Raw genomic sequence first — 20,399 nt, 5'->3', positions numbered from 1 at the left:
GTCATCACCTCGCCGGTCCACCGGACCGCATTCCACAGGTCACGCGAGCCCATGGTCGATCACCTGGTCGCCTGGCTCAGCCGCGAGCCAGCGTGCCACGTCTCCAGCCGCGACACCCGCAGGCGCGGTGTTCGCGACGATGTCTGCGGCGGTGCGGACGAAGGCGGCAAGGGCGGGGGAGCGAGTCTGCTCGGGCCAGGCCAGGACGACCGTGGTGGGGGCGGCGTCCACGACCGGTATGCAGACCAGGTCGCGCCGTACCTGCTCCTTGGCCGATTCGGGGACGACGGCGATCAGCCTGCCGAGGGCGATTAACTGCATGATCTGAGCGGCATCGCCCGCCCGCAGCCCGGCCGCGACATGTGGCTCGGACCCGCCCAGCGGCTTGGACGCGACCTGCCGTCCAGAAACCTGCGGCCCGGAGACGTGCGGCCCGGAGACGTGCGGCCCGGGGAGGTGCGGCCCGGAGACGTGCGGCCCAGAGACGTGCGGCTCGGAGGCGCCAGGATCGGGGGTGCGGGGATCAGGCCAGCGCGAGGTCGGGTCGGCGTCCAGGTCGGCGAGGTGGACGAACGGCCGTCCGGCCAGCGGGTGCCGGGCAGGTACGACGGCCACACTGCCCTCCACCAGCAGCGGCTCCGTGTCGAACCCCGTCATGTCCTCCCGAGGGTGGTGCAGGAACGCCACGTCCGCCGTACCGTCACGCAACAGCCGGGTCCGCTCCGCCACCCCGCACAGCAGCACCTCCACCGGCAGGGCGTCCGGGCGCGACTGGTAGGCGGCCAGGATGTCCGGGAGCAGCGCGCCGTCGCCGCCCGGCTTCAGGGCCACCACGAGCCGCGGCTCGGTCCGCCCCGCCCTGCGCGTACGGTGTTCGGCCGCCGCCACCGCGTCCAGGGCCTTGGCGGCCTCCCTGGCCAGTACCTCGCCCGCCGGAGTGAGCGCCACCCGGCGGCCCGAGCGGTCGAAGAGGGTCACCCCGAGCCGTCGTTCGAGCTTCTGGATCGCCCTCGACAGCGGCGGCTGCGCGATTCCCAGTCGCGCGGCCGCCCGGCCGAAGTGCAGCTCCTCGGCGACGGCGGCGAAGTAGGCCAGCTCACGCGTCTCCATACCCGCAGGGTATCGATCCTGACCCAGCTGGTGTTGGCCCGTTCACGATCGCCGGTGGTGTGCTCGGGGAATGACCACATCGACGATCGCCCTGGTGACCGGGGCGAACAAGGGCATAGGTTTCGAGGTCGCCGCGCAGCTGGCCGCCAGGGGCATGACGGTGCTGCTCGCCGCCCGCGACGCACGCAGAGGTGAGGCGGCAGCCGCCAGGCTACGCGCGAGCGCCACAGACGCGGCCGCGCCTGACTCCGCCACCATGGACCGGCCTGGCTTCGCCACTATGGACGAGTCGGACTCCGCCACCATGGACGGGCCAGCTTCCGGGGGAGCGAACGGGCCAGGATCCGGCGGAACGTACAGACCCCGGTCCGGCGGAACGTACAGTGCCAGTCCCGGCGGAACGTACAGAGCCGCTGGCGTCGACATCCATCCGATCGTCCTAGACGTCACCGACCCCGTCACCATTCAGGCGGCCGCCGCCCACCTGTCAGACCGCTACGGCCGTCTGGACGTACTCGTGAACAACGCCGGCATCTCCGGCCACCACGCAGGCGAGGCACCCAGCACCACCCGGCCCGAGCTGGTGCGACAGGTGTTCGAGACGAACGTCGTCGGCGTGCTCATGGTGACGAACGCGTTCCTGCCCCTGCTCAGGCGCGCGCCCGCCGCCCGCATCGTGAACGTCTCCAGCGGGGTGGGCTCCCTGGGCCATCACACGAACCCGGATCACCACCTGTCAGGACTTCCGGCGTCGGCGGTGTATCCGCCGTCCAAGACGGCGCTCAACGCGCTGACGGTCCAGTACGCCAAGGAGCTGCGTGAGGACGGCATCCTGGTCAACGCCGCAGCGCCCGGAGCCTGTGCCACGGACTTCACCAAGGACCTCGGGTTGCCCATCACCCGCACAGCGGCCGACGGAGCGGCCGTTATCGTCAGATTGGCCACCCTCGGCCCCGACGGGCCGACGGGCGGATTCTTCGACGATGACGGGACAGTGCCTTGGTAGACATCATTGAGCTCAACCGCCGGTCTGTGCAGGCGACCGTCGACCTGGTGGCGACCATCAAGCCGGGCGACCTGGACCGGCCGACACCGTGCGCCGGCTGGGCGGTGCGCGACCTGCTCGCCCACCAGATCGTGCAGAACCATGGCTTCGCCTTCGCCGCCTCCGGTGCGCGGTCCGATCTGGACAGGTGGGAGCCGAGTCCGGTGGGTGACGATCCAGTGGAGGAGTACGCGGCGTCGGCGCGGGCGGTGATGGACGCCTTCGCCGCGGACGGCGTACTTGATCGGGGGTTCTATCTGCCGGAGATCCGCGACGGAGGTCCCTTCCCCGCGCGGATGGCGATCGGGTTCCACTTCGTCGACTGCGTGGTCCACGACTGGGATTTCGCCAAGGCGCTGGGCGTTCCCGCGAACGTGGAGGAGGATCTGGCCGAGGCCGCGCTGCCGGTGGCCGCCAAGGTGCCCGACACACCGGAGACGCGTGGGGAGGGCAGGGCGTTCGTGGCGGGGGTGCCGGCGGCGGACGACGCCCCGGCTCTGGACCGGGTGGTGGCGCTACTCGGCCGCTCGCCGGGCTGGTCGGCGAGCTGAAGCGGTAGGCCGGGCTGGTCGGCGGGCGAAGCGGCTCGCCGGGCTGGTCGGCGAGCTGAAGCGGTACGCCGAGTTGGTCGGCGGGCGAAGCGGCTCGCCGACCTAGTGGGGGGCGAAGCGGCTGGCCGGGCCGTCCCGAGAAGAGGGGCCCGTCCCGGAGACGCCACCTGTCCCGGAGATAGCGTCCGTCCTGGAAACGGCGCCCAGACAAGGAACAGCGCCCGGCCGAAGTGGCCGGGCGACTGATCGAAGTGCCCCGGGTGGGACTCGAACCCACACTGTGCGGGTTTTGAATCCGCTTCCTCTGCCAATTGGGATACCGAGGCGAGGATCCGGAAATATCCGGATCCGTCCTTATCGCACGGCGAAAGGGTAGCCGAAATTCGCAGCCACCCACCACCGGCGTCGCTCTAATCTAGCGGACATCGGTACTCTCTTGCTCGTGAGTACGCAGCGGCGAGTGGTGATCGCGGAAGACGAGGCCCTGATCCGCCTCGATCTCAAGGAGATGCTCGAGGAAGACGGCTATATCGTCGCGGGCGAGGCCGGTGACGGCGAGCGGGCGATCCAGCTGGCCACCGAGCTGAGGCCGGATCTGGTGATTCTCGACGTCAAGATGCCCGTCCTCGACGGCATCTCGGCGGCCGAGCGGATCGTGGCGGAGCGGATCGCTCCGTGCCTCATCCTGACCGCCTTCTCCCAGCGCGACCTGGTCGAACGCGCCAGGGACGCGGGGGCCATGGCCTATCTGGTCAAGCCCTTCACCAAGGCCGACCTGGTGCCCGCGATCGAGATGGCGGTCAGCAGGCACGAGGAGATGGTGGCGCTGGCCGCCGAGGTGTCGAGCCTGTCCGACAGGCTGGAGACCAGGAAGCTGGTGGAGCGGGCGAAGGGGCAGCTGATGTCCGCGCACGGCTGGAGCGAGCCGCAGGCGTTCCGGTGGATCCAGAAGGCGTCGATGGATCGCCGGCTGAGCATGCGCGAGGTTGCCCAGATCGTTATAGATGACACGGCGGAGCGCGCCTGAGGGGCCGTATATCACCGGATTTGTCCCCTCGGGTTGTGGCGCGATTACGAGTGGGCATCCAACCGGCCTCGGTTTCCTTCGCCTGAGGCGTCCCGGTCGCATGCTGATGGGCGGACTGAAGATCCGCTCACCTGGACGGAGACGCTTCGATGATCCGCATTTCCCGGGCCATGGCCGTCGCCACCGCGGCGGCCATGGCACTGGCGGCCTGTTCCACGGGAGGCACCACCACCGCGCCGACCTCCGCGAATACGGCCACCGCTCAGGCGACGGCGACTGGGAGCGCGGCCAAGGGCGACGGCACCCTGACCATCGGCTCGGTGCTGCCGCAGACGGGGTCGCTGGCCTATCTCGGCCCGCCCGAGTACGCCGGCGTCGACCTGGCCATCAAGGAGATCAACGACGCCGGCGGGGTGCTCGGCAAGCCGGTCACCAAAATCCATACCGACTCGGGCGACACCACCACGAACATCGCCTCGCAGTCGGTCGACAAACTGCTCGCGCAGAAGGCCGACGCCATCATCGGCGCCGCGTCCTCGTCGGTATCGGAGTCGATCATCGACAAGATCACGCGGGCGGGCGTCGTGGAGTTCTCGCCGGCCAACACCTCCGACAAGTTCACCACGATCAAGGACGACGGCCTCTACTTCCGTACGGCCCCGCCGGACAAACTTCAGGGGCGGGTCCTGGGCGACCTGGTGGTGTCCGACGGCAACGACACCGTCGGCATCCTGGCCATGCAGGACTCCTATGGCACCGGCCTGGCCGATCAGGTCACGCAGACCGCCGAGGCGGGCGGCGCCAAGGTGGTCGAGCGGGTGGACTACGACCCCAAGGCGCCCGAGTTCTCCGCCGACGTGGCGAAGATCAAGGCGGCGAACCCGAAGGGCATCGTGCTCATCGGCTTCGAGGAGAGCGCCAAGGTCGTGGCGGAGCTCGTCAAGCAGGGCCTGACGACGGACAAGTACAAGTGGTACATGGTCGACGGCAACATGTCGAACACCAACTTCCTGAAGATGCCCAAGGGCACGCTGAAGGGCGTCAAGGGCACCATCCCCGGCGCGGCGGCACCCGAGGCTTTCCAGAAGCGGCTCCTGGGCGTCAACCCGAAGCTGACCAACTACACCTACGCCGCGGAGTCGTACGACGCGGCGAACCTCATCGCGCTGGCCGCCGAGGCGGCCAAGGACGACGCGGGCGCGGCGATCGCGGCCAAGCTCGTGGACGTCAGCAAGGGCGGCGAGAAGTGCAAGGACTTCAAGTCCTGCGACGAGCTGCTCAAGGCCGGCAAGGACATCGACTACGACGGCGTGAGCGGGCCGGTCGACTTCAACGACGCGGGCGATCCGTCGGTCGCGACGATCGGCGTCTACCAGTACGGCGCCGACAACAAGTACAACGCCGCCAAGGCGCTCGAATATCGCAAGGGCGACATCTCTGGCTGAAGCCCCAGCAGCGACGGCCCCGATCCGAGGATCGGGGCCGTCCGTGACTGGCGGAGACGTTGCGAACGCCCCCCGCGACGACGGCCTCGCGGCGACTGACAGAGACCTTACGAACGCCCTCCGCAGCGGACAGCCCCGAATCGAGGATCGCGGACCATCGCCACTGACTGAGACATTACAAATGGGTATAAAAAGGCTGTCAGAACTCCACGCCCCCTCCCCAGACGTGCATGCTGAGCTTGGGAAACGCGGCGAGGTAGATCGTTCCCTTCGCTGACACAGAGGGGGAGTCACATGATGCGCAAACGCCTGCTGACGGCCGCGGCGGTCTCGAGCCTGGCATTGACGGCCTGTGGCGGCGGCGGTGACACAGGAGCCAAGGGCGCGACGTCGGCCGCTCCGCCCTCGGCCACCGCCGAGGCCAAGGGCGACGGCACGTTGACGATCGGCACCCTGCTGCCGCAGACGGGTTCGCTGGCCTTCCTCGGGCCGCCTGAGTTCGCGGGGGTCGACGCGGCCGTGAAGGAGATCAACGACGCGGGCGGGGTGCTCGGCAAGCCGGTTACTAAGATCGATACGGACTCGGGCGACACGACGACGAACATCGCCTCGCAGTCGGTGGACAAACTGCTCGCGCAGAAGGCGGACGCCATCATCGGCGCCGCGTCGAGCTCGGTGTCGGAGTCGGTGATCGACAAGATCACGGGTGCCGGGGTGGTCCAGTTCTCGCCGGCCAACACCTCCGACAAGTTCACCACGATCAAGGACAACGGCCTGTACTTCCGTACGGCGCCGCCGGACAAACTGCAGGGCCGGGTGCTGGGCGATCTGATCGTGGCCGACGGCAACGACACGATCGGCATCCTGGCCATGCAGGACTCCTACGGCTCGGGCCTGGCCGACCAGGTCACGAAGACCGCGCAGGATGCCGGGGCCTCGGTGGTGCAGCGGGTGGACTACGACCCGAAGGCCGCCGACTTCTCCGCCGACGTGGCCAAGATCAAGGCGGCGAACCCGAAGGCGGTCGTGCTGATCGGCTTCGAGGAGAGCGCCAAGGTGGTGGCGGAGCTCGTCAAGCAGGGCGTGACGGCCGACAAGGTCAAGTGGTACATGGTCGACGGAAACATGTCCAACAGCAACTACGTGAAGATGCCCAAGGGCACGCTGGCGGGCGTCAAGGGCACCATTCCCGGCGCCGCGGCGCCCACCGACTTCCGGAAGAAACTGCTGGCGATCAATCCCAAGCTGACCAGCTACACCTACGCCGCGGAGTCGTACGACGCCACGATCCTCATCGCGCTGGCCGCCGAGGCGGCCAAGGACGACAGCGGCCGGTCGATCGCCGCCAAGCTGCCCGAGGTGAGCGAGGGCGGCGAGAAGTGCAAGACCTTCAAGTCCTGCGACGAACTGCTCAAGACCGGCAAGGACATCGACTACGACGGCGTGAGCGGCCCGGTCGAGTTCAACGCCGCCGGTGACCCGTCGGTCGCGACGATCGGCGTCTACCAGTACGGCGAGAACAACGAGTACGACGCCACGAAGGCGCTGGAATATCGCACCGGCAAGATCGCGGGCTGAGTCTCAGCGGGCTGGGCGGCTGAGTCTCAGCCGCCCAGCCCGCACGTCTTGAGCGCGTAGGCGGTCAGCCGCTCCTGGAGCGGTTTGGGCGGCACGACGATGACCACGCGTTCATCGCCGCCGTCGATGGTGGCCCGCACGGGGAACAGGAACGCCTTCTTGCCCTCAGCGAACGCGTGCGGGTCGCAGCGGCCGGGGGTGAGCTCGAGGGCGAGTCGCGCCCGCTGCGCTCCGGCGTCCAGGGTCGCCAGTGGCCTGCTCTTCTTGACGGGGGTGGCGATGTAGTGGGTGGTGCCGCCCACGTCCTGTACGGCCACCACGCCCGCGCTGCGGCGGGTCAGGACGAGGCTGCCGCGCATCACCTTGCCGACCTGCGTCCAGTCGTCGCCGAACTCGATGTCGGCCGCCTCCGTGATCAGGAACGCGGAGCACTCGTCGCGCAGCAGCCGGGTCAGCAGCGGGTCCGGGTGCGGCACCTTGAAGACCACCCTGCGCAGCGGCTCGGACCCGGTGCGCAGGTGGGCCACGACCGTGGCCGGCTGCAGCGACGGCAGGCCCTTGGGCGAGCAGTTGGCCGCGCCGTACGGGATGCGTAGGTCGGTGCGGGGCGTCCGCTTCAGGAGCGCGTCGGCGCGTTCGGGAGGCAGTGTCTTGAACGACGGTGTGACAAGCTGAACGTCGGAGAAATAGACCGGCGTGTCCGTCGCATTGGTGACCGCCACTTCGAGGGCGTGCACAGGCTCGTCAGAGCGCCACTGGGCCAGCGAGACCGACACCCCCTTGGGAGGGTCGGCAGGGGGCGCGGCGGGCGCCTCCGGGGCACCACAGCCCGCCAGAAGAGCAATGGGCAGGATCGCCATAGCGAGGAAGGCCGCTGTGCGCTTCACCAGTCGAACATTAGGCGTGATCCTCAGGCTCCCGTAAGTTGAGGAGTGATTACGACTCCGCATCCAAGTACCGACAGTTCTCCCTTGCATCTGTTGAACTGGCCTTACGTTCTATAGCTTTCCGTCATTCGATTCGGGAACGTCGGCGGTGCTGACCTCACCCGGCCTGGAGATGAAGGAGACACTTCATGATCCGCATTGCTCCCGCGGGACGGGCGCTGGCTGTCGTGGCTGCCACGAGCCTGGCCCTGACAGCCTGCGGTGGTGGCGGTAACACCGCTGCGCCGGCCTCGTCCTCGGCCGCGCCATCCAGTGCGGCTGCCCCGGCTGCCAAGGGCGACGGGACCTTGACTGTTGGCACGCTGCTGCCGCAGACCGGTTCGCTTGCCTTCCTCGGCCCGCCCGAGTTCGCCGGTGTGGACGCCGCGATCAAGGAAATCAACGAAGCCGGTGGCGTGCTTGGCAAGCCGGTGACCAAATATGACACCGACTCCGGTGACACCACCACGAACATCGCTTCGCAGTCGGTGGACAAGCTGCTCGCGCAGAAGGCCGACGCCATCATCGGCGCCGCGTCCTCCTCGGTGTCGGAGTCGGTGGTCGACAAGATCACGGGTGCCGGCGTGGTTCACTTCTCGCCCGCCAACACCTCTGACAAGTTCACCACGATCAAGGACAACGGCCTCTACTTCCGTACGGCGCCGCCGGACAAGCTGCAGGGCCGCGTGCTGGGCGACCTGATCATCGCCGACGGCAGCGACACGGTCGGCATCCTGGCCATGCAGGACTCCTACGGCACCGGCCTGGCCGACCAGGTGGCCAAGACCGTCACCGACGGTGGCGCCGAGGTCGTCGAGCGCGTGGACTACGACCCGAAGGCCGCCGACTTCTCCGCCGACGTCGCGAAGATCAAGGCGAAGGCCCCCAAGGCCATCGTGCTGATCGGCTTCGAGGAGACCGCCAAGGTCATCCAGGAGCTGGTCAAGCAGGGTCTGCCGGCCAGCAAGCACAAGTGGTACATGGTGGACGGCAACACCTCCAACACCAACTACGCCAAGATGCCCAAGAACACCCTCAAGGGCGTCAAGGGCACGATCCCGGGTGCCGCCGCTCCGGATGACTTCAAGGCCAAGCTCATGGCGGTCAACCCCAAGCTGGAGGACTTCAGCTACGCGCCTGAGTCCTACGACGCCATGAACCTGATCGCGCTGGCCGCCGAGGCCGCCAAGAGCGACGCGGGTGTCGACATCGGCGCCAAGCTGGCCGAGGTCAGCAAGGGCGGCGAGAAGTGCAACAACTTCAAGTCGTGCGTCGACCTGCTCAAGGCCGGCAAGGACATCGACTACGACGGCGTGAGCGGTCCGGTCGAGTTCAACGAGGCCGGTGACCCGGCGGTCGCCACCATCGGCATCTACGAGTACGGCGCCGACAACAAGTACCCGACCAAGGCGCTCGAGTACCGCACCGGCAACATCGCCGGCTAGTCCGTACGCCGCACACCCTGGAAGGCCCGGTCCACTGGATCGGGCCTTTCGGCTGTTCCACGGCTGTTCGCCGCGAACCGTTCCCCGGCTATCGGCCTATTGGCCGCAGCCCGCCACGATCTCGTCGGCGGCGATCCGGTACTGGGCGAGCAGCGCCACCTGCCGCTCACGCGGAACGTCGGCCCTGGACAGGCCCGCCGTCGTGGACTCGACCGTGCGCACGGCCGTACCCAGCGACTCGGGCAGGCGCGGGCCGAACTGCAGCGTGATGCCGCGCGCCTCAGCGAGGCGGCCGAGCAGCGCGTCCTCGAAGTTCTGGGTGTTCTCCTGGCCCTTCGGCTTCAGCATGAGGCCGACGTAGCCGATCGCGGAGACCACGCGCGCGCAGGGGTCGTCGGTGGGGTCGCCGCCGGTGCTGTACTTGCCGGCCGAGGCGGCGCCGTTCTGACACGCGACGAGGATGGGCAGCAGGAGCGCGATTGTCGCAATTCGTCTCACAGCGCTCATTAAAAACGGCGAAGGGGCCCCTGGGGAGCCCCTTCGCCGTTTTGAGATCTTCTAGGCCTTGGCCAGGGTGCCGAGGTAGAGCTCGATCACCTTGGGGTCGTTGGCCAGCTGGCGGCCGGTACCGGTGTAGGCGTTGCGGCCCTGGTCCAGCACGTAGCCGCGGTGGCAGATCTGCAGGCAGCGCCGGGCGTTCTGCTCGACCATGATGACCGTCACGCCCGCCTTGTTGATCTGCTGGGCCTGGATGAACACCAGGTCCTGCAGCATGGGCGACAGGCCCGCCGACGGCTCGTCCAGCAGCAGCACCGACGGCTCGGTCATGAGCGCCCTGGCCATCGCCACCATCTGCCGCTCGCCGCCCGACAGCGAGCCGGCCCGCTGCTTGCGCCGCTCCTTGAGCGCCGGGAACAGCTCGGCGACGAACTCGAAGCGCTCCTTGAACTTGCCGGGCACCTGGAAGGCGCCCATCTCGAGGTTCTCCTCGATGGTGAGGCTGGGGAAGACGTTGTTGGTCTGCGGGACGTAGCCGACCCCGCGGGAGACCAGCGAGTGCGCCTTCATGTTCGTGATGTCCTCACCCTTGAGCACCACGGTGCCGCTGCGGATGTTGACGAGTCCGAACATGGCCTTGAGCAGCGTCGACTTACCGGCGCCGTTGGGGCCGATGATGCCGATCAGCTCACCCTCGCCAACGTACAGGTCGGAGCCGTTGAGGATGTTGACGCCCGGCAGGTAGCCGGCGATGAGCTCGTCGCACCGCAGCACGGCGTTCGCGGCCCCCGCCAGGTGGGCGCCGCGGTCGGTGATGGCCGCCTTCGACTCGGGCTCGGAGCCCGATGCGGACTCGGGGACGGCGTTCACTTCTGCGTCTCCTCTTCGATCTCGGCCTCCAGCGCCGCCTCCGCCTGGTGCAGCTGCTCTTCGAGCTCGCTGTCCGACAGCGGCGCGTCGTGGTGGGCGCCCAGGTAGGCGTCGATGACGCGGGAGTCGGACATGATCGTGTCCGGTGGCCCCTCGGCGATGATGGCGCCCTGGGCCATGACGATCACCCAGTCGCTGATGTCGCGGACCATGTCCATGTCGTGTTCGACGAACAGCACGGTCATGCCCTGATCGCGCAGGTCCTTGACGTGACCGAGCAGTGACTGGGTAAGCGCCGGGTTGACGCCCGCCATCGGCTCGTCGAGCATGACCAGCTCGGGCTTGACCATGAGCGCGCGGGCCATCTCCAGCAGCTTGCGCTGGCCGCCGGACAGCGACCCGGCGAAGTCCTCACGCTTGGCGTCGAGCTTGAACCTGGCCAGCAGATCCTCGGCCTGCTCGGTGATCGCCTCCTCCTGGGCCCGCCAGGAGCCGGGCACCAGCGCCCTCCAGAAGTTCTCGCCGCGCTGCTGCTGGGCGCCGAGCCGCATGTTCTCCATCACCGTCAGCCTGGACAGGGCCTTGGTGAGCTGGAAGGTACGGACCATGCCGGCGCGGGCCACCCGATGGGCGGGCACTCCGCTCATGTTGTTGCCGTTGAACGTCCACTTGCCGGCGTCGGCGGTGTCGAAGCCGGTGAGCTGGTTGAAGAACGTCGTCTTGCCGGCGCCGTTGGGGCCGATCAGGGCGGTGATGGAGCCGCGCTGGATCTCGACGTGGTCCACCTCGACGGCGGTCAGACCGCCGAAGCGGCGTACGACGCCGTCGACCACGAGGATCGGGTCGGGCTTGGGCACGCCGGGATCGCGAGCCAGGTCCTTGAAAGCGGCCAGAGCCGCGGCCTTGCGCTCGGAGATCGTGGTGGCGGCGGTTGTTTCAGCGGACGACGGGTTAGCGGACATCGAAAGCTATCTCCCTCTTGTCACCGAAGATGCCCTGTGGCCGGAAGATGAGCAACAGGATCAACCCGAGACCAACCAGGATGTAGCGCACCGGGCCGACCTGGATCGAGGTCATGAACGGGATGTACCCCGCCTGAACCGCTTCACTGAGCACACCGTTGACCAGGACCAGCAGCACCCAGAAGATCATGGATCCGACGACGGGGCCGAGCACGCGGGCCGCGCCACCGAGGATCACGATCGTGTAGGCGAAGAAGGTGGTCTCGGTGCCGAAGACGTCGGGCTGCACCGAGGCGTACGCCAGGCCGTACACGAAGCCGCCCAGGCTGCCGATGACGCCGCCGAGGATGAGCGACTGCATCTTGTAGGAGAAGACGTTCTTGCCGAGGCTGCGTACGGCGTCCTCGTCCTCGCGGATGGCCTTGAGCACACGGCCCCACGGGCTGCGCATGAGCAGGTAGACGATGCCGCAGGAGAGGGCGACCAGCACCCAGCCGACGAGCATGATCCACAGGATCCGGTGGTTGAAGGTGAACCAGCCGATGCCGTACTCGCCCTCGGGAAAGGGGTTGAGCGCGTAGAAGCCGTCGGAGAAGCCGCGCTGCCCGTCGGAGCCGCCGAACACGCTCTTGAACGCCACCGAACGGAAGATGAGCCTGACGATCTCGGCCGCCGCGATGGTGACGATGGCCAGGTAGTCGGCCCGCAGGCGCAGTGTTGGCGCGCCCAGGAGCAACGCCAGGAGCACCGCGGCGATGAGGCCGACCGCGATGCCGATCCAGAAGGGCAGGCCCAGGACGGTGACCGTGACGGCCAGGCCGTAGCCGGCGACGCCCATGAACGCCGCCTGCCCGAAGTTGAGCAGGCCCGTGTAGCCGAAATGGATGTTGATGCCGATCGCGGCTAGCGCGTAGAGCACCGTCTCGACGCCGATGGCGGACTTGACGGTGGTGCTGATGATCGTGATCCAGTCCATGTGACTCCCCCCGTCAGCCGATCCGCTCTCGGCGGCCCAGGATGCCCTGTGGCCGGAAGAGGAGCACGATGATGAGTACGGCCAGCGCGCCGACGCTCTTGAGCTCCGGCGGCACCCACAGCGTGGAGACCTGGATGAACAGGCCGACCACGAGCGAGCCCACCAGGGCGCCGAACGCGGTGCCGAGCCCGCCGAGCGTCACACCGGCGAAGATGAGCAGCAGGATGTCTTGGCCCATGGTGTATTTCAGGTTTTGCGACAGGCCGAGCATGATGCCGGCCAGCGCGGCGATGGCGCCGCCCGTGGTCCAGATGATGCGGATGACCCGGTCGACGTTGATGCCCGAGGAGGCGGCCAGCGCCGGGTTGTCGGCGACCGCGCGGGCCGCCTTGCCGGTGCGGGTGCGCAGCAGCGCCATGCCGACGATGATGAGGACCACCAGCTCGATGCCCATGGCGACGAAGTTCTTCGGAGCCGCGGAGATCGGGCCGATCTCGATGCCCGGCTGGGCGGTGTATTGGGCGAACGACTCGTTCTGCCCGCCGAACAGGATCAGGAAGACATAGCGCAGGAAGAGCGCCACACCGATCGAGATGATCATCATGGCGATGGTGCCGGTGCCACGCCTGCGCAGCTGCCCCCAGAAGAAGCGGTCCTGAAGGTAACCGAGCGCGCCTCCCGCGATCACCGCGATCACGGCCGCGGGGATCAGATGCAGGCCGAAGCCCACGTTGAACATGTAGGCGAGCAGCGCGCCCATCGTGACGAGCTCACCGTGGGCGAAGTTGGTCAGGCCCGTGGTGCCGTAGATCAGCGAGAGGCCGAGCGCGGCCAGCGCGATGATCAGGCCGAGGTTCAGGCCCTCGAAGGTGAGCTGTGCCGCCTGGTCCAAGAAGGGGCTGGTCTCGGCCCCCTCGTCCGGGGCCGGTTGACCCGCCGCGCCCTTCGGCTGCAAGGCGAACAAGACGGTGGACATGTTGCCGGAAAAGACGGTCGGGGTGCGGACGGCGTTGCCGCCCCGGATCGCCGCGTTGGCAGGGAGCGTCTTGACATCCAGCGTGACCTTGTACTTGCCCGGTTTGTCGACCGGGACTTCCCACGCGCCCTGGGCGTTGCTTGTGACCTCCTTGACGGGTTGTCCGCCTTCGGTGGTCACGACGATTTTCACGCCGTTCACTGGTTGGCCTTGGAGTTTGAGTGTTCCCTTCAAACCCTGATCGGGGGCCGCCGCCTGGGCGGGGACCGCGAGCAGGAAGATGAGTCCACCCAGGAAGGCCGTGAACGCGATCACGGCTCTGCGCAATGGTGCTCCCTCAAATAGGTCAAGGCGGGGTTGTGCCCCTCCATCTCGACACGTGGGCATCGCAGGCACAACAAAACTGGATGCTGTGGCGGGAGCTTATTCTGGTCGCGCCCGGTTCAGTATCGTTCGTCACCAATTAGTGACACGTGCGTGTCGCTCGCGTGAGGAACCAAGACGCCAGGTCAGGGGCTAAATGCCGCTAGACGCCTGGCGCTTCAGGGGCGCTAATGCATAACCATCGCTGCAGAACGTGAACGAGCCCGCGGAAGAGGACCTTTGGGACCATGTAGGGCTTCCCCGGCCTCACACGTTATCTACTCGGCCTCCCCGCGGGCTCCGCTTGGACAACCGTAGCGACCCACGGGGCTCGTGTGCAAAGAGAGCCGGAAAGTCGCGTGGCGTTCAGTCGTGACGTCAGCGATCGCGCAGCATGCAGGTCAGCCGGGAGGTGCACACGCGCCGCCCCTGCTCGTCGGTGATCTCGATCTCGTACGTGGCCAGCGAGCGGCCGCCGTGCAGCCGGGTCGCCACGCCGGTGACGAAGCCGGAGGTGGCCGAGCGGTGGTGGGTGGCGTTGATCTCGATGCCGACGGCGATGCGGTCCGCGCCGGCGTGGATGGCCGCGCCGGTCGAGCCCAGCGTCTCGGCGAGCACGACGGACGCGCCGCCGTGCAGCAGGCCGTACGGCTGGGTGTTGCCCGCGACCGGCATCCGGCCCACGACCCGCTCCGCGCTGGCCTCGACGAACTCGATGCCCATCCGGTCGGGGAGCGTGCCTTCGTGGACGGCGTTCAACGTCTGGAAATCCACCGGGTCGATCCGCGTCAAGGGGAGTCCTCCAGTCTTCCGAGCTCAGGTTTTCTGTCGGAGATGGAGACTAGGCTGCTTGTGTGCCGAAGAGTGAAGTGACCCCCAGCCGCCCGTGCCTGTTGCTGCTCGACGGGCATTCCCTGGCCTATCGCGCGTTCTACGCGCTCAAGGACGCCAACCTCATGACCACCGACGGTCAGCACACCGAGGCGGTCTACGGGTTCACCTCGATGCTGACCAACATCCTGCGCGACGAGCAGCCGTCGCACGTGGCCGTCGCGTTCGACCGGTCGGAGCCGACGTTCCGGCACGAGGAGTACGCCGACTACAAGGCCAACAGGAGCGAGACCCCCGAAGACTTCCGGGGTCAGATGCAGCTCATCTACGAGCTCCTCGACACGCTGCGCGTCCCGCACTTGTCCAAGGCCGGGTTCGAGGCCGACGACCTCATCGCCACGCTCGCCACCCGGGCCAGCGCCGAGGGCATGAACGTGCTGATCGTCACCGGCGATCGCGACGCGCTCCAGCTGGTCGACGAGCACGTCACGGTCCTGATGACGCGCCGTGGCATCAGCGACATGACCAGGTTCACGCCCGCGGCCGTCGAGGAGAAATACGGCCTGACCCCCGTCCAATATCCCGACTTCGCGGCGCTGCGCGGCGACCCCAGCGACAACCTGCTCAGCATCCCCAGCGTCGGCGAGAAGACCGCCGCCAAATGGGTTCGCGAGTTCGGCTCGCTGACCGCGCTGGTCGACCGGGTCGACGAGGTCAAGGGCAAGGTCGGCGACAAGCTGCGCGAGCACGTCGCCCAGGTGCTGATGAACCGCCGGCTCACCGAGCTGCTGCGCGACGTCCCGATGGAGGTCGACCTGGGCGAGCTCAAGCAGGGCGTCTGGGAGCGCGAAGAGGTCAACAAGCTCTTCGACACCCTGCAGATCCGCGGCGAGCTGCGCGAGCGCGTCTTCAAGGTGCTCGGCACCGGCGAGCAGGAGCCCGACCAGGGCTTCGAGGTGGAGACCATCATCCTCGGCCCCGACCGGGTCGCTGGCTGGCTGTCCGCGCTGCCCGCCGGCCGGGCCGGCCTGGCCTTCAAGGGCGCCTACGGCAGCGGCACCGGGCGCATCGACGCCCTCGCGATCGCCTCGCCCGATGGCACGGCCGCCTTCATCGACCCGGTCAAGCTCACTGAGTCCGACGAGGTCGCGCTGCGGGCCTGGCTGGCCGACGCCGACCGGCCCAAGGCCGTCCACGACGCCAAGGGCCCGATCCTGGCGCTCTGGGCGCAGGGCATGAGCCTCAAGGGCTTGACCTGCGACACGGCCCTGGCGGCCTACCTGGCGATGCCCGGCCAGCGCACCTTCGCCCTCGAAGACCTGGCCCGGCGCTACCTCAACCGCGACCTGCGCGCCGAGGAGGAGTCCAGCGGGCAGGCCGCGCTGTTCGGCGACGACGAGGACGCCCCCGCCAAGGACCTGGCGCTGCGTGCCCACGCCGTGCGCGAGCTGGCCGAGGCGCTGGAGACCTTCCTGACCGGCCGCGGCGGCACCCAGCTGCTGACCGACGTGGAGCTCCCGCTGCTGAGCGTGCTGGCGGAGATCGAGCGCGCGGGCATCGCCGTCGACAGCGAATATTTCGCCGCTCTGGAGGCCGAGTTCGGCGCCGCGGTCAAGCACGCGGTCGAGGAGGCGCACGCGGCCGTCGGCGAGCAGTTCAACCTGGGCTCGCCCAAGCAGCTGCAGGAGATCCTGTTCACCAAGCTCAACCTGCCCAAGACGAAGAAGATCAAGACCGGCTACAGCACCGACGCCGACCAGCTCGCCTGGCTCGCCACGCAGACCGAGCACGAGCTGCCGGTCATCATGCTGCGCCACCGCGACCAGACCAAGCTGCGCACCACCGTTGAGGGCCTGATCAAGGAGGTCTCCGACGACGGGCGCATCCACACCACGTTCAACCAGATCATCGCGGCCACGGGCCGCCTGTCGTCGGAGAAGCCCAATCTCCAGAACATCCCGATCCGCACCTCCGAGGGCCGCCGCATCCGGCAGGGCTTCGTGGTCGGCGCGGGCTACGAGACGCTGCTCACGGCCGACTACAGCCAGATCGAGCTGCGCATCATGGCCCACCTGTCGGGCGACGAGGCGCTGATCGCTTCCTTCGAGTCGGGCCACGACTTCCACCAGGCGACCGCCGCCCGGGTGTTCGACCTGCCGCCCGAGCAGATCGACGGCGAGCTGCGGGCGCGCATCAAGGCGATGAACTACGGCCTCGCCTACGGGCTGTCCGACTTCGGGCTGTCCGGGCAGCTCAACATCCCGGTGGCCGAGGCGCGGGCGCTCAAGGAGGAATACTTCCAGGAGTTCGGCGGCGTCCGCGACTTCCTGCAGGCCATCGTCCAGCAGGCGCGCACCGACGGCTACACCGAGACCATCATGGGCCGCCGCCGTTACCTGCCCGACCTGACCAGCGACAACCGGCAGCGCCGCGAGATGGCCGAGCGCATGGCGCTCAACGCGCCCATCCAAGGCTCGGCGGCCGACATCATCAAGGTGGCCATGCTCAACGTCTCCCAGGCGATGAGGGAGGAAGGGCTGGGCTCGCGGATGCTGCTGCAGGTCCACGACGAGCTGGTGTTCGAGGTGGCCCCCGGCGAGCTCGACCGGCTCCGCGCCCTCGTGTGCGACCAGATGAACGCCGCCTACCACCTGCGGGTCCCGCTGGAGGTCTCCGTGGGCGTAGGCCGCACCTGGGAGGACGCGGGCCACTGACCGCCCGCCGACGCTCGTGACGGTCCGCGCGGCCGATCCGGCTGACCGGGCTCCTGCGTTCGTGAGGGTGAGCGTGAGGGGCCGCGTGCCCGGTCTCGTCGTACTGGACGTTTATCCCCGTACGGTGGGGCAAGTCGATCTTTGTCCGGTGGGACCCTCCGGCGCTGAGCGGCGGCGGTCCCACACCGTGAAGCAGGGTGGTCCGGCGGGTCGCGAACGGCGGCCAATACGGGGTTCTGGACTACCCTGAGGGTAATTTCCCCCGAGTGGCACGGGAGCCTTGTGCGATCGTCAGCGTCCTTCCCCCGGTTAATCGCCCTCGCGAACGTCATGGTCGTGTCAGTGGCGGTCATCGGGCTGATGCTGCAGTCCTCCTCCGGCCGGTCCGTGCCCGGGCCGCCGGCGGTGGCCAAGATCGAGCAGTCCGCGCAGCCCACCCCCGCCGAGCCCGTGCCGACGTTCGCCGAGCCGCCCGGGGTGGTGTCCACGCCGGAGTTCGCCAAGCAGGTCAAGGCCAACGAGCTTGGGCTGGTGCCGGTGCTGATGTACCACCGGATACTCAAGAAGCGGATCGCCTCCATCGACCGCACGCCCGACCAGCTGCGCAAAGAGCTGGAGAAGCTGGCCAAGCAGGGCTACGCGCCGATCACCGCCAAGGAGTTCGCCACCGGTGACATCCGGGTGCCCGCCGGCCGCTTCCCCGTGGTGCTGACCTTCGACGACGGGCACGAGAGTCACTTCAGGCTCGACGCGAGCGGCAACCCCGCGCCGGACACCGCGGTCGGGGTGCTCCTCGACGTGGCCCGGCGCTATCCCGAGTTCCGCCCGGTCGCCACGCTGTGGATCAACCACTACCCGTTCGGGCTGCGGCAGCCCGACCAGCAGGCGGCGGCCGTGCGGTGGCTGGTCGAGCACGGGTTCGAGGTGGCCAACCACACCTGGTCCCACCCCAATCTGGCCGCCATGCGGAAGAAGAAGGTCAAGGAGCAGATCGTCCGGCTCGAACGGCTGCTGAAGAAGCTCGGCGCCGGGCCCGCCGTCACCATGGCCCTGCCGTTCGGGGCGATGCCGCACCCGAAGAAGATCGCCCGGCACGGTGAGTGGGACGGCACGTCCTACGACTTCGCCGGGGTCTTCCTGGCCGGGGCCGAGCCGTCGCTTTCGCCCTTTGCGAAAAAATTTGACCCCGTGGCCATCCAGCGCATCCAGAGCAACGGCAAAAAGGGCGAATGCCGCAAATGGTGCTCGCAGTACTGGCTGGAGTGGCTGAACAAGCACCCAGGCGAGCGCTACGTGTCCGACGGCGATCCCACGAAGATCTCCATCCCGCAGCGTCTTCAGGGTAATATCGCCCCGAAGCGGAAAGATCAGCTGATCGTTTACTGACCAGTGCGGGGCCGGTTGGATTGACCCCACGCTCAACGTCTCATATGCTGATCGCTGCGCTGTGGGCTCGCGCGCGCCTCAGACGGAGCGGGCTCGCGCTCGGTCACGTCGATGTCGTTATTTCTCGGCTTGATGCGGAAGAGGGCCTGCCGCGCGTCCGCCACATCGACATCCTGTCCGCGTTCGGAGCAATTCCACACATGACGTCCAGCACTGAGGCCACCTCGAGCACCCCGCAGGTAGCGGTCAACGACATCGGGTCCGAGGAAGCCTTCCTCGCAGCGATCGACGAGACCATCAAGTACTTCAACGACGGCGACATCGTCGAGGGCACCGTCGTCAAGGTCGATCGAGACGAGGTCCTTCTCGATATCGGCTACAAGACCGAGGGTGTCATCCCCTCGCGTGAGCTTTCGATCAAGCACGATGTCGACCCAGCGGACGTCGTGGAGGTCGGCGAACACGTCGAAGCCCTCGTTCTCCAGAAGGAGGACAAAGAGGGCCGCCTGATCCTGTCCAAGAAGCGCGCTCAGTACGAGCGCGCCTGGGGCACGATCGAAAAGATCAAGGACGAGGACGGCATCGTCACCGGCACCGTCATCGAGGTCGTCAAGGGTGGACTCATCCTCGACATCGGCCTCCGTGGCTTCCTGCCGGCGTCCCTGGTCGAGATGCGCCGTGTCCGCGACCTGCAGCCGTACGTCGGCCGCGAGCTCGAGGCGAAGATCATCGAGCTGGACAAGAACCGCAACAACGTGGTCCTGTCCCGCCGCGCCTGGCTCGAGCAGACGCAGTCCGAGGTTCGCCAGACGTTCCTCAACACCCTCCAGAAGGGGCAGGTCCGCAAGGGCGTCGTCTCCTCGATCGTCAACTTCGGTGCGTTCGTGGATCTCGGCGGCGTCGACGGCCTGGTCCACGTGTCCGAGCTGTCCTGGAAGCACATCGACCACCCCTCCGAGGTTGTCGAGGTCGGCCAGGAGGTCACGGTCGAGGTCCTCGATGTCGACATGGAGCGCGAGCGCGTCTCCCTGTCGCTCAAGGCCACTCAGGAAGACCCGTGGCAGCAGTTCGCCCGCACCCACCAGATCGGCCAGGTCGTGCCGGGTCGCGTCACCAAGCTGGTGCCGTTCGGCGCGTTCGTCCGGGTCGAGGAGGGCATCGAGGGCCTGGTCCACATCTCCGAGCTGGCCGAGCGCCACGTGGAGATCCCGGAGCAGGTCGTCCAGGTCGGCGACGAGATCTTCGTCAAGATCATCGACATCGACCTCGACCGGCGTCGCATCAGCCTCTCGCTGAAGCAGGCCAACGAGGGTGTCAGCGGCGCCGAGGTCGAGTTCGACCCGACGCTCTACGGCATGGCGGCGACCTACGACGACCAGGGCAACTACATCTATCCCGAGGGCTTCGACTCGGAGACCGGTGAGTGGCTCGAGGGCTTCGACAAGCAGCGCGAGGAGTGGGAGCGGCAGTACGCCGAGGCCCAGACCCGCTTCGAGGCGCACAAGAAGCAGATCGAAGAGGCTCGCAAGGCGGAGGCCGAGGCGGGCGAAGCCGCTCCCTCGTCCTACACCGGTGAGACCGCGGCTCCGGCCAGCAGCTCGGGCTCGTCCGCTCCGGCGGCCGGCGCCCTCGCCTCCGACGAGGCTCTCGCGGCTCTGCGTGAGAAGCTCGCGGGCGGCCAGAGCTGACCTGGTTG

Annotated in this window: 17 protein-coding genes and 1 tRNA gene; 9 read left to right on the top strand and 9 right to left on the bottom strand. The window is 67.9% G+C overall.

The window, feature by feature from the left end; genetic code table 11:
- Positions 1–39: 39 nt before the first annotated feature.
- Positions 40–1,110: a LysR family transcriptional regulator gene (locus ACIBO2_RS06790; RefSeq protein ID WP_397295763.1), complete on the bottom strand. Its 1,071-nt coding sequence runs from the start codon at positions 1,108–1,110 to the stop codon at positions 40–42.
- Between the two features lie 70 nt (positions 1,111–1,180).
- Between ACIBO2_RS06790 and ACIBO2_RS06785 the strand changes: the two genes are divergently transcribed.
- Together ACIBO2_RS06785 and ACIBO2_RS06780 are read left to right on the top strand one after the other, a co-directional pair.
- Positions 1,181–2,116, top strand: a complete 936-nt coding sequence (locus ACIBO2_RS06785) for an SDR family NAD(P)-dependent oxidoreductase (protein ID WP_358538091.1) — start codon at positions 1,181–1,183, stop codon at positions 2,114–2,116.
- A complete protein-coding gene (locus ACIBO2_RS06780; RefSeq protein ID WP_358538089.1) occupies positions 2,110–2,706 on the top strand; it encodes a TIGR03086 family metal-binding protein in 597 nt (198 codons plus the stop codon). Before ACIBO2_RS06785 ends, ACIBO2_RS06780 begins: the two co-directional genes overlap by 7 nt.
- A 252-nt stretch (positions 2,707–2,958) precedes the next feature.
- On the opposite strand, the gene ACIBO2_RS06775 is transcribed toward ACIBO2_RS06780, so the two are convergent.
- Positions 2,959–3,032 (bottom strand) — tRNA-Leu (locus ACIBO2_RS06775).
- A gap of 116 nt (positions 3,033–3,148) precedes the next feature.
- Between ACIBO2_RS06775 and ACIBO2_RS06770 the strand changes: the two genes are divergently transcribed.
- The 3 genes from ACIBO2_RS06770 (at position 3,149) to ACIBO2_RS06760 (ending at position 6,756) form a co-directional block, all read left to right on the top strand.
- Positions 3,149–3,733: a response regulator gene (locus tag ACIBO2_RS06770; RefSeq protein ID WP_357945566.1), complete on the top strand. Its 585-nt coding sequence runs from the start codon at positions 3,149–3,151 to the stop codon at positions 3,731–3,733.
- 149 nt (positions 3,734–3,882) lie between these two features.
- Positions 3,883–5,178, top strand: a complete 1,296-nt coding sequence (locus tag ACIBO2_RS06765; RefSeq protein WP_358538087.1) for an ABC transporter substrate-binding protein — start codon at positions 3,883–3,885, stop codon at positions 5,176–5,178.
- Positions 5,179–5,472: 294 nt separating this feature from the next.
- Positions 5,473–6,756: an ABC transporter substrate-binding protein gene (locus ACIBO2_RS06760; RefSeq protein WP_397295759.1), complete on the top strand. Its 1,284-nt coding sequence runs from the start codon at positions 5,473–5,475 to the stop codon at positions 6,754–6,756.
- 26 nt (positions 6,757–6,782) lie between these two features.
- Here the strand turns inward: ACIBO2_RS06760 and ACIBO2_RS06755 are convergent, their stop codons facing one another.
- Positions 6,783–7,643 (bottom strand): hypothetical protein, encoded by an 861-nt coding sequence (locus tag ACIBO2_RS06755; RefSeq protein ID WP_397295757.1) that lies wholly within the window; start codon positions 7,641–7,643, stop codon positions 6,783–6,785.
- A gap of 188 nt (positions 7,644–7,831) precedes the next feature.
- Here ACIBO2_RS06755 and ACIBO2_RS06750 point away from each other — a divergent pair, with 188 nt between their 5' ends.
- Positions 7,832–9,127, top strand: a complete 1,296-nt coding sequence (locus ACIBO2_RS06750; RefSeq protein ID WP_397295755.1) for an ABC transporter substrate-binding protein — start codon at positions 7,832–7,834, stop codon at positions 9,125–9,127.
- Positions 9,128–9,223: 96 nt separating this feature from the next.
- Here ACIBO2_RS06750 and ACIBO2_RS06745 read toward each other — a convergent pair whose 3' ends face one another.
- From ACIBO2_RS06745 to ACIBO2_RS06720, 6 genes are all read right to left on the bottom strand, one after another.
- Positions 9,224–9,625, bottom strand: coding sequence for a hypothetical protein (locus ACIBO2_RS06745; RefSeq protein WP_357945579.1), 402 nt, complete (start codon positions 9,623–9,625; stop codon positions 9,224–9,226).
- Positions 9,626–9,685: 60 nt separating this feature from the next.
- A complete protein-coding gene (locus ACIBO2_RS06740) occupies positions 9,686–10,495 on the bottom strand; it encodes an ABC transporter ATP-binding protein (RefSeq protein ID WP_397295753.1) in 810 nt (269 codons plus the stop codon).
- On the bottom strand, positions 10,492–11,457 hold the full coding sequence (locus tag ACIBO2_RS06735; protein ID WP_358538078.1) for an ABC transporter ATP-binding protein: 966 nt from the start codon (positions 11,455–11,457) through the stop codon (positions 10,492–10,494). Before ACIBO2_RS06735 ends, ACIBO2_RS06740 begins: the two co-directional genes overlap by 4 nt.
- Positions 11,447–12,433: a branched-chain amino acid ABC transporter permease gene (locus ACIBO2_RS06730; RefSeq protein ID WP_358538076.1), complete on the bottom strand. Its 987-nt coding sequence runs from the start codon at positions 12,431–12,433 to the stop codon at positions 11,447–11,449. Before ACIBO2_RS06730 ends, ACIBO2_RS06735 begins: the two co-directional genes overlap by 11 nt.
- Before the next feature lie 13 nt (positions 12,434–12,446).
- Positions 12,447–13,736 carry a branched-chain amino acid ABC transporter permease gene (locus ACIBO2_RS06725; protein ID WP_358538074.1) on the bottom strand — a complete coding sequence of 430 codons (1,290 nt, stop codon included), beginning with the start codon at positions 13,734–13,736 and terminating at the stop codon, positions 12,447–12,449.
- 414 nt (positions 13,737–14,150) lie between these two features.
- Positions 14,151–14,495 (bottom strand): PaaI family thioesterase, encoded by a 345-nt coding sequence (locus ACIBO2_RS06720; protein WP_225291836.1) that lies wholly within the window; start codon positions 14,493–14,495, stop codon positions 14,151–14,153.
- Between the two features lie 131 nt (positions 14,496–14,626).
- On the opposite strand from ACIBO2_RS06720, the gene polA reads away from it, so the two are divergent.
- The 3 genes from polA to rpsA all read left to right on the top strand — a co-directional run bounded on the left by polA (position 14,627) and on the right by rpsA (position 20,391).
- Positions 14,627–17,317, top strand: coding sequence for a DNA polymerase I (gene polA / locus ACIBO2_RS06715; RefSeq protein ID WP_358538072.1), 2,691 nt, complete (start codon positions 14,627–14,629; stop codon positions 17,315–17,317).
- Between the two features lie 330 nt (positions 17,318–17,647).
- Positions 17,648–18,703, top strand: coding sequence for a polysaccharide deacetylase family protein (locus ACIBO2_RS06710; RefSeq protein ID WP_358538070.1), 1,056 nt, complete (start codon positions 17,648–17,650; stop codon positions 18,701–18,703).
- Between the two features lie 200 nt (positions 18,704–18,903).
- Positions 18,904–20,391 (top strand): 30S ribosomal protein S1, encoded by a 1,488-nt coding sequence (rpsA, locus tag ACIBO2_RS06705; RefSeq protein ID WP_225291707.1) that lies wholly within the window; start codon positions 18,904–18,906, stop codon positions 20,389–20,391.
- Positions 20,392–20,399: the final 8 nt, after the last annotated feature.

The organism is Nonomuraea sp. NPDC050022 (assembly GCF_044460705.1).
Classification (GTDB): domain Bacteria; phylum Actinomycetota; class Actinomycetes; order Streptosporangiales; family Streptosporangiaceae; genus Nonomuraea.
This window is presented reverse-complemented; position numbering and strand designations above follow the sequence as displayed.

Coding starts and splice junctions, on each gene's coding strand:
- ACIBO2_RS06785 (WP_358538091.1), top strand. CDS start 1,181: ATGACCACATCGACGATCGCCCTGGTGACCGGGGCGAACAAGGGCATA.
- ACIBO2_RS06750 (WP_397295755.1), top strand. CDS start 7,832: ATGATCCGCATTGCTCCCGCGGGACGGGCGCTGGCTGTCGTGGCTGCC.
- ACIBO2_RS06710 (WP_358538070.1), top strand. CDS start 17,648: ATGGTCGTGTCAGTGGCGGTCATCGGGCTGATGCTGCAGTCCTCCTCC.
- ACIBO2_RS06720 (WP_225291836.1), bottom strand. CDS start 14,495: ATGGGCATCGAGTTCGTCGAGGCCAGCGCGGAGCGGGTCGTGGGCCGG.
- ACIBO2_RS06765 (WP_358538087.1), top strand. CDS start 3,883: ATGATCCGCATTTCCCGGGCCATGGCCGTCGCCACCGCGGCGGCCATG.
- rpsA (WP_225291707.1), top strand. CDS start 18,904: ATGACGTCCAGCACTGAGGCCACCTCGAGCACCCCGCAGGTAGCGGTC.
- ACIBO2_RS06730 (WP_358538076.1), bottom strand. CDS start 12,433: ATGGACTGGATCACGATCATCAGCACCACCGTCAAGTCCGCCATCGGC.
- ACIBO2_RS06735 (WP_358538078.1), bottom strand. CDS start 11,457: ATGTCCGCTAACCCGTCGTCCGCTGAAACAACCGCCGCCACCACGATC.
- ACIBO2_RS06760 (WP_397295759.1), top strand. CDS start 5,473: ATGATGCGCAAACGCCTGCTGACGGCCGCGGCGGTCTCGAGCCTGGCA.
- ACIBO2_RS06790 (WP_397295763.1), bottom strand. CDS start 1,110: ATGGAGACGCGTGAGCTGGCCTACTTCGCCGCCGTCGCCGAGGAGCTG.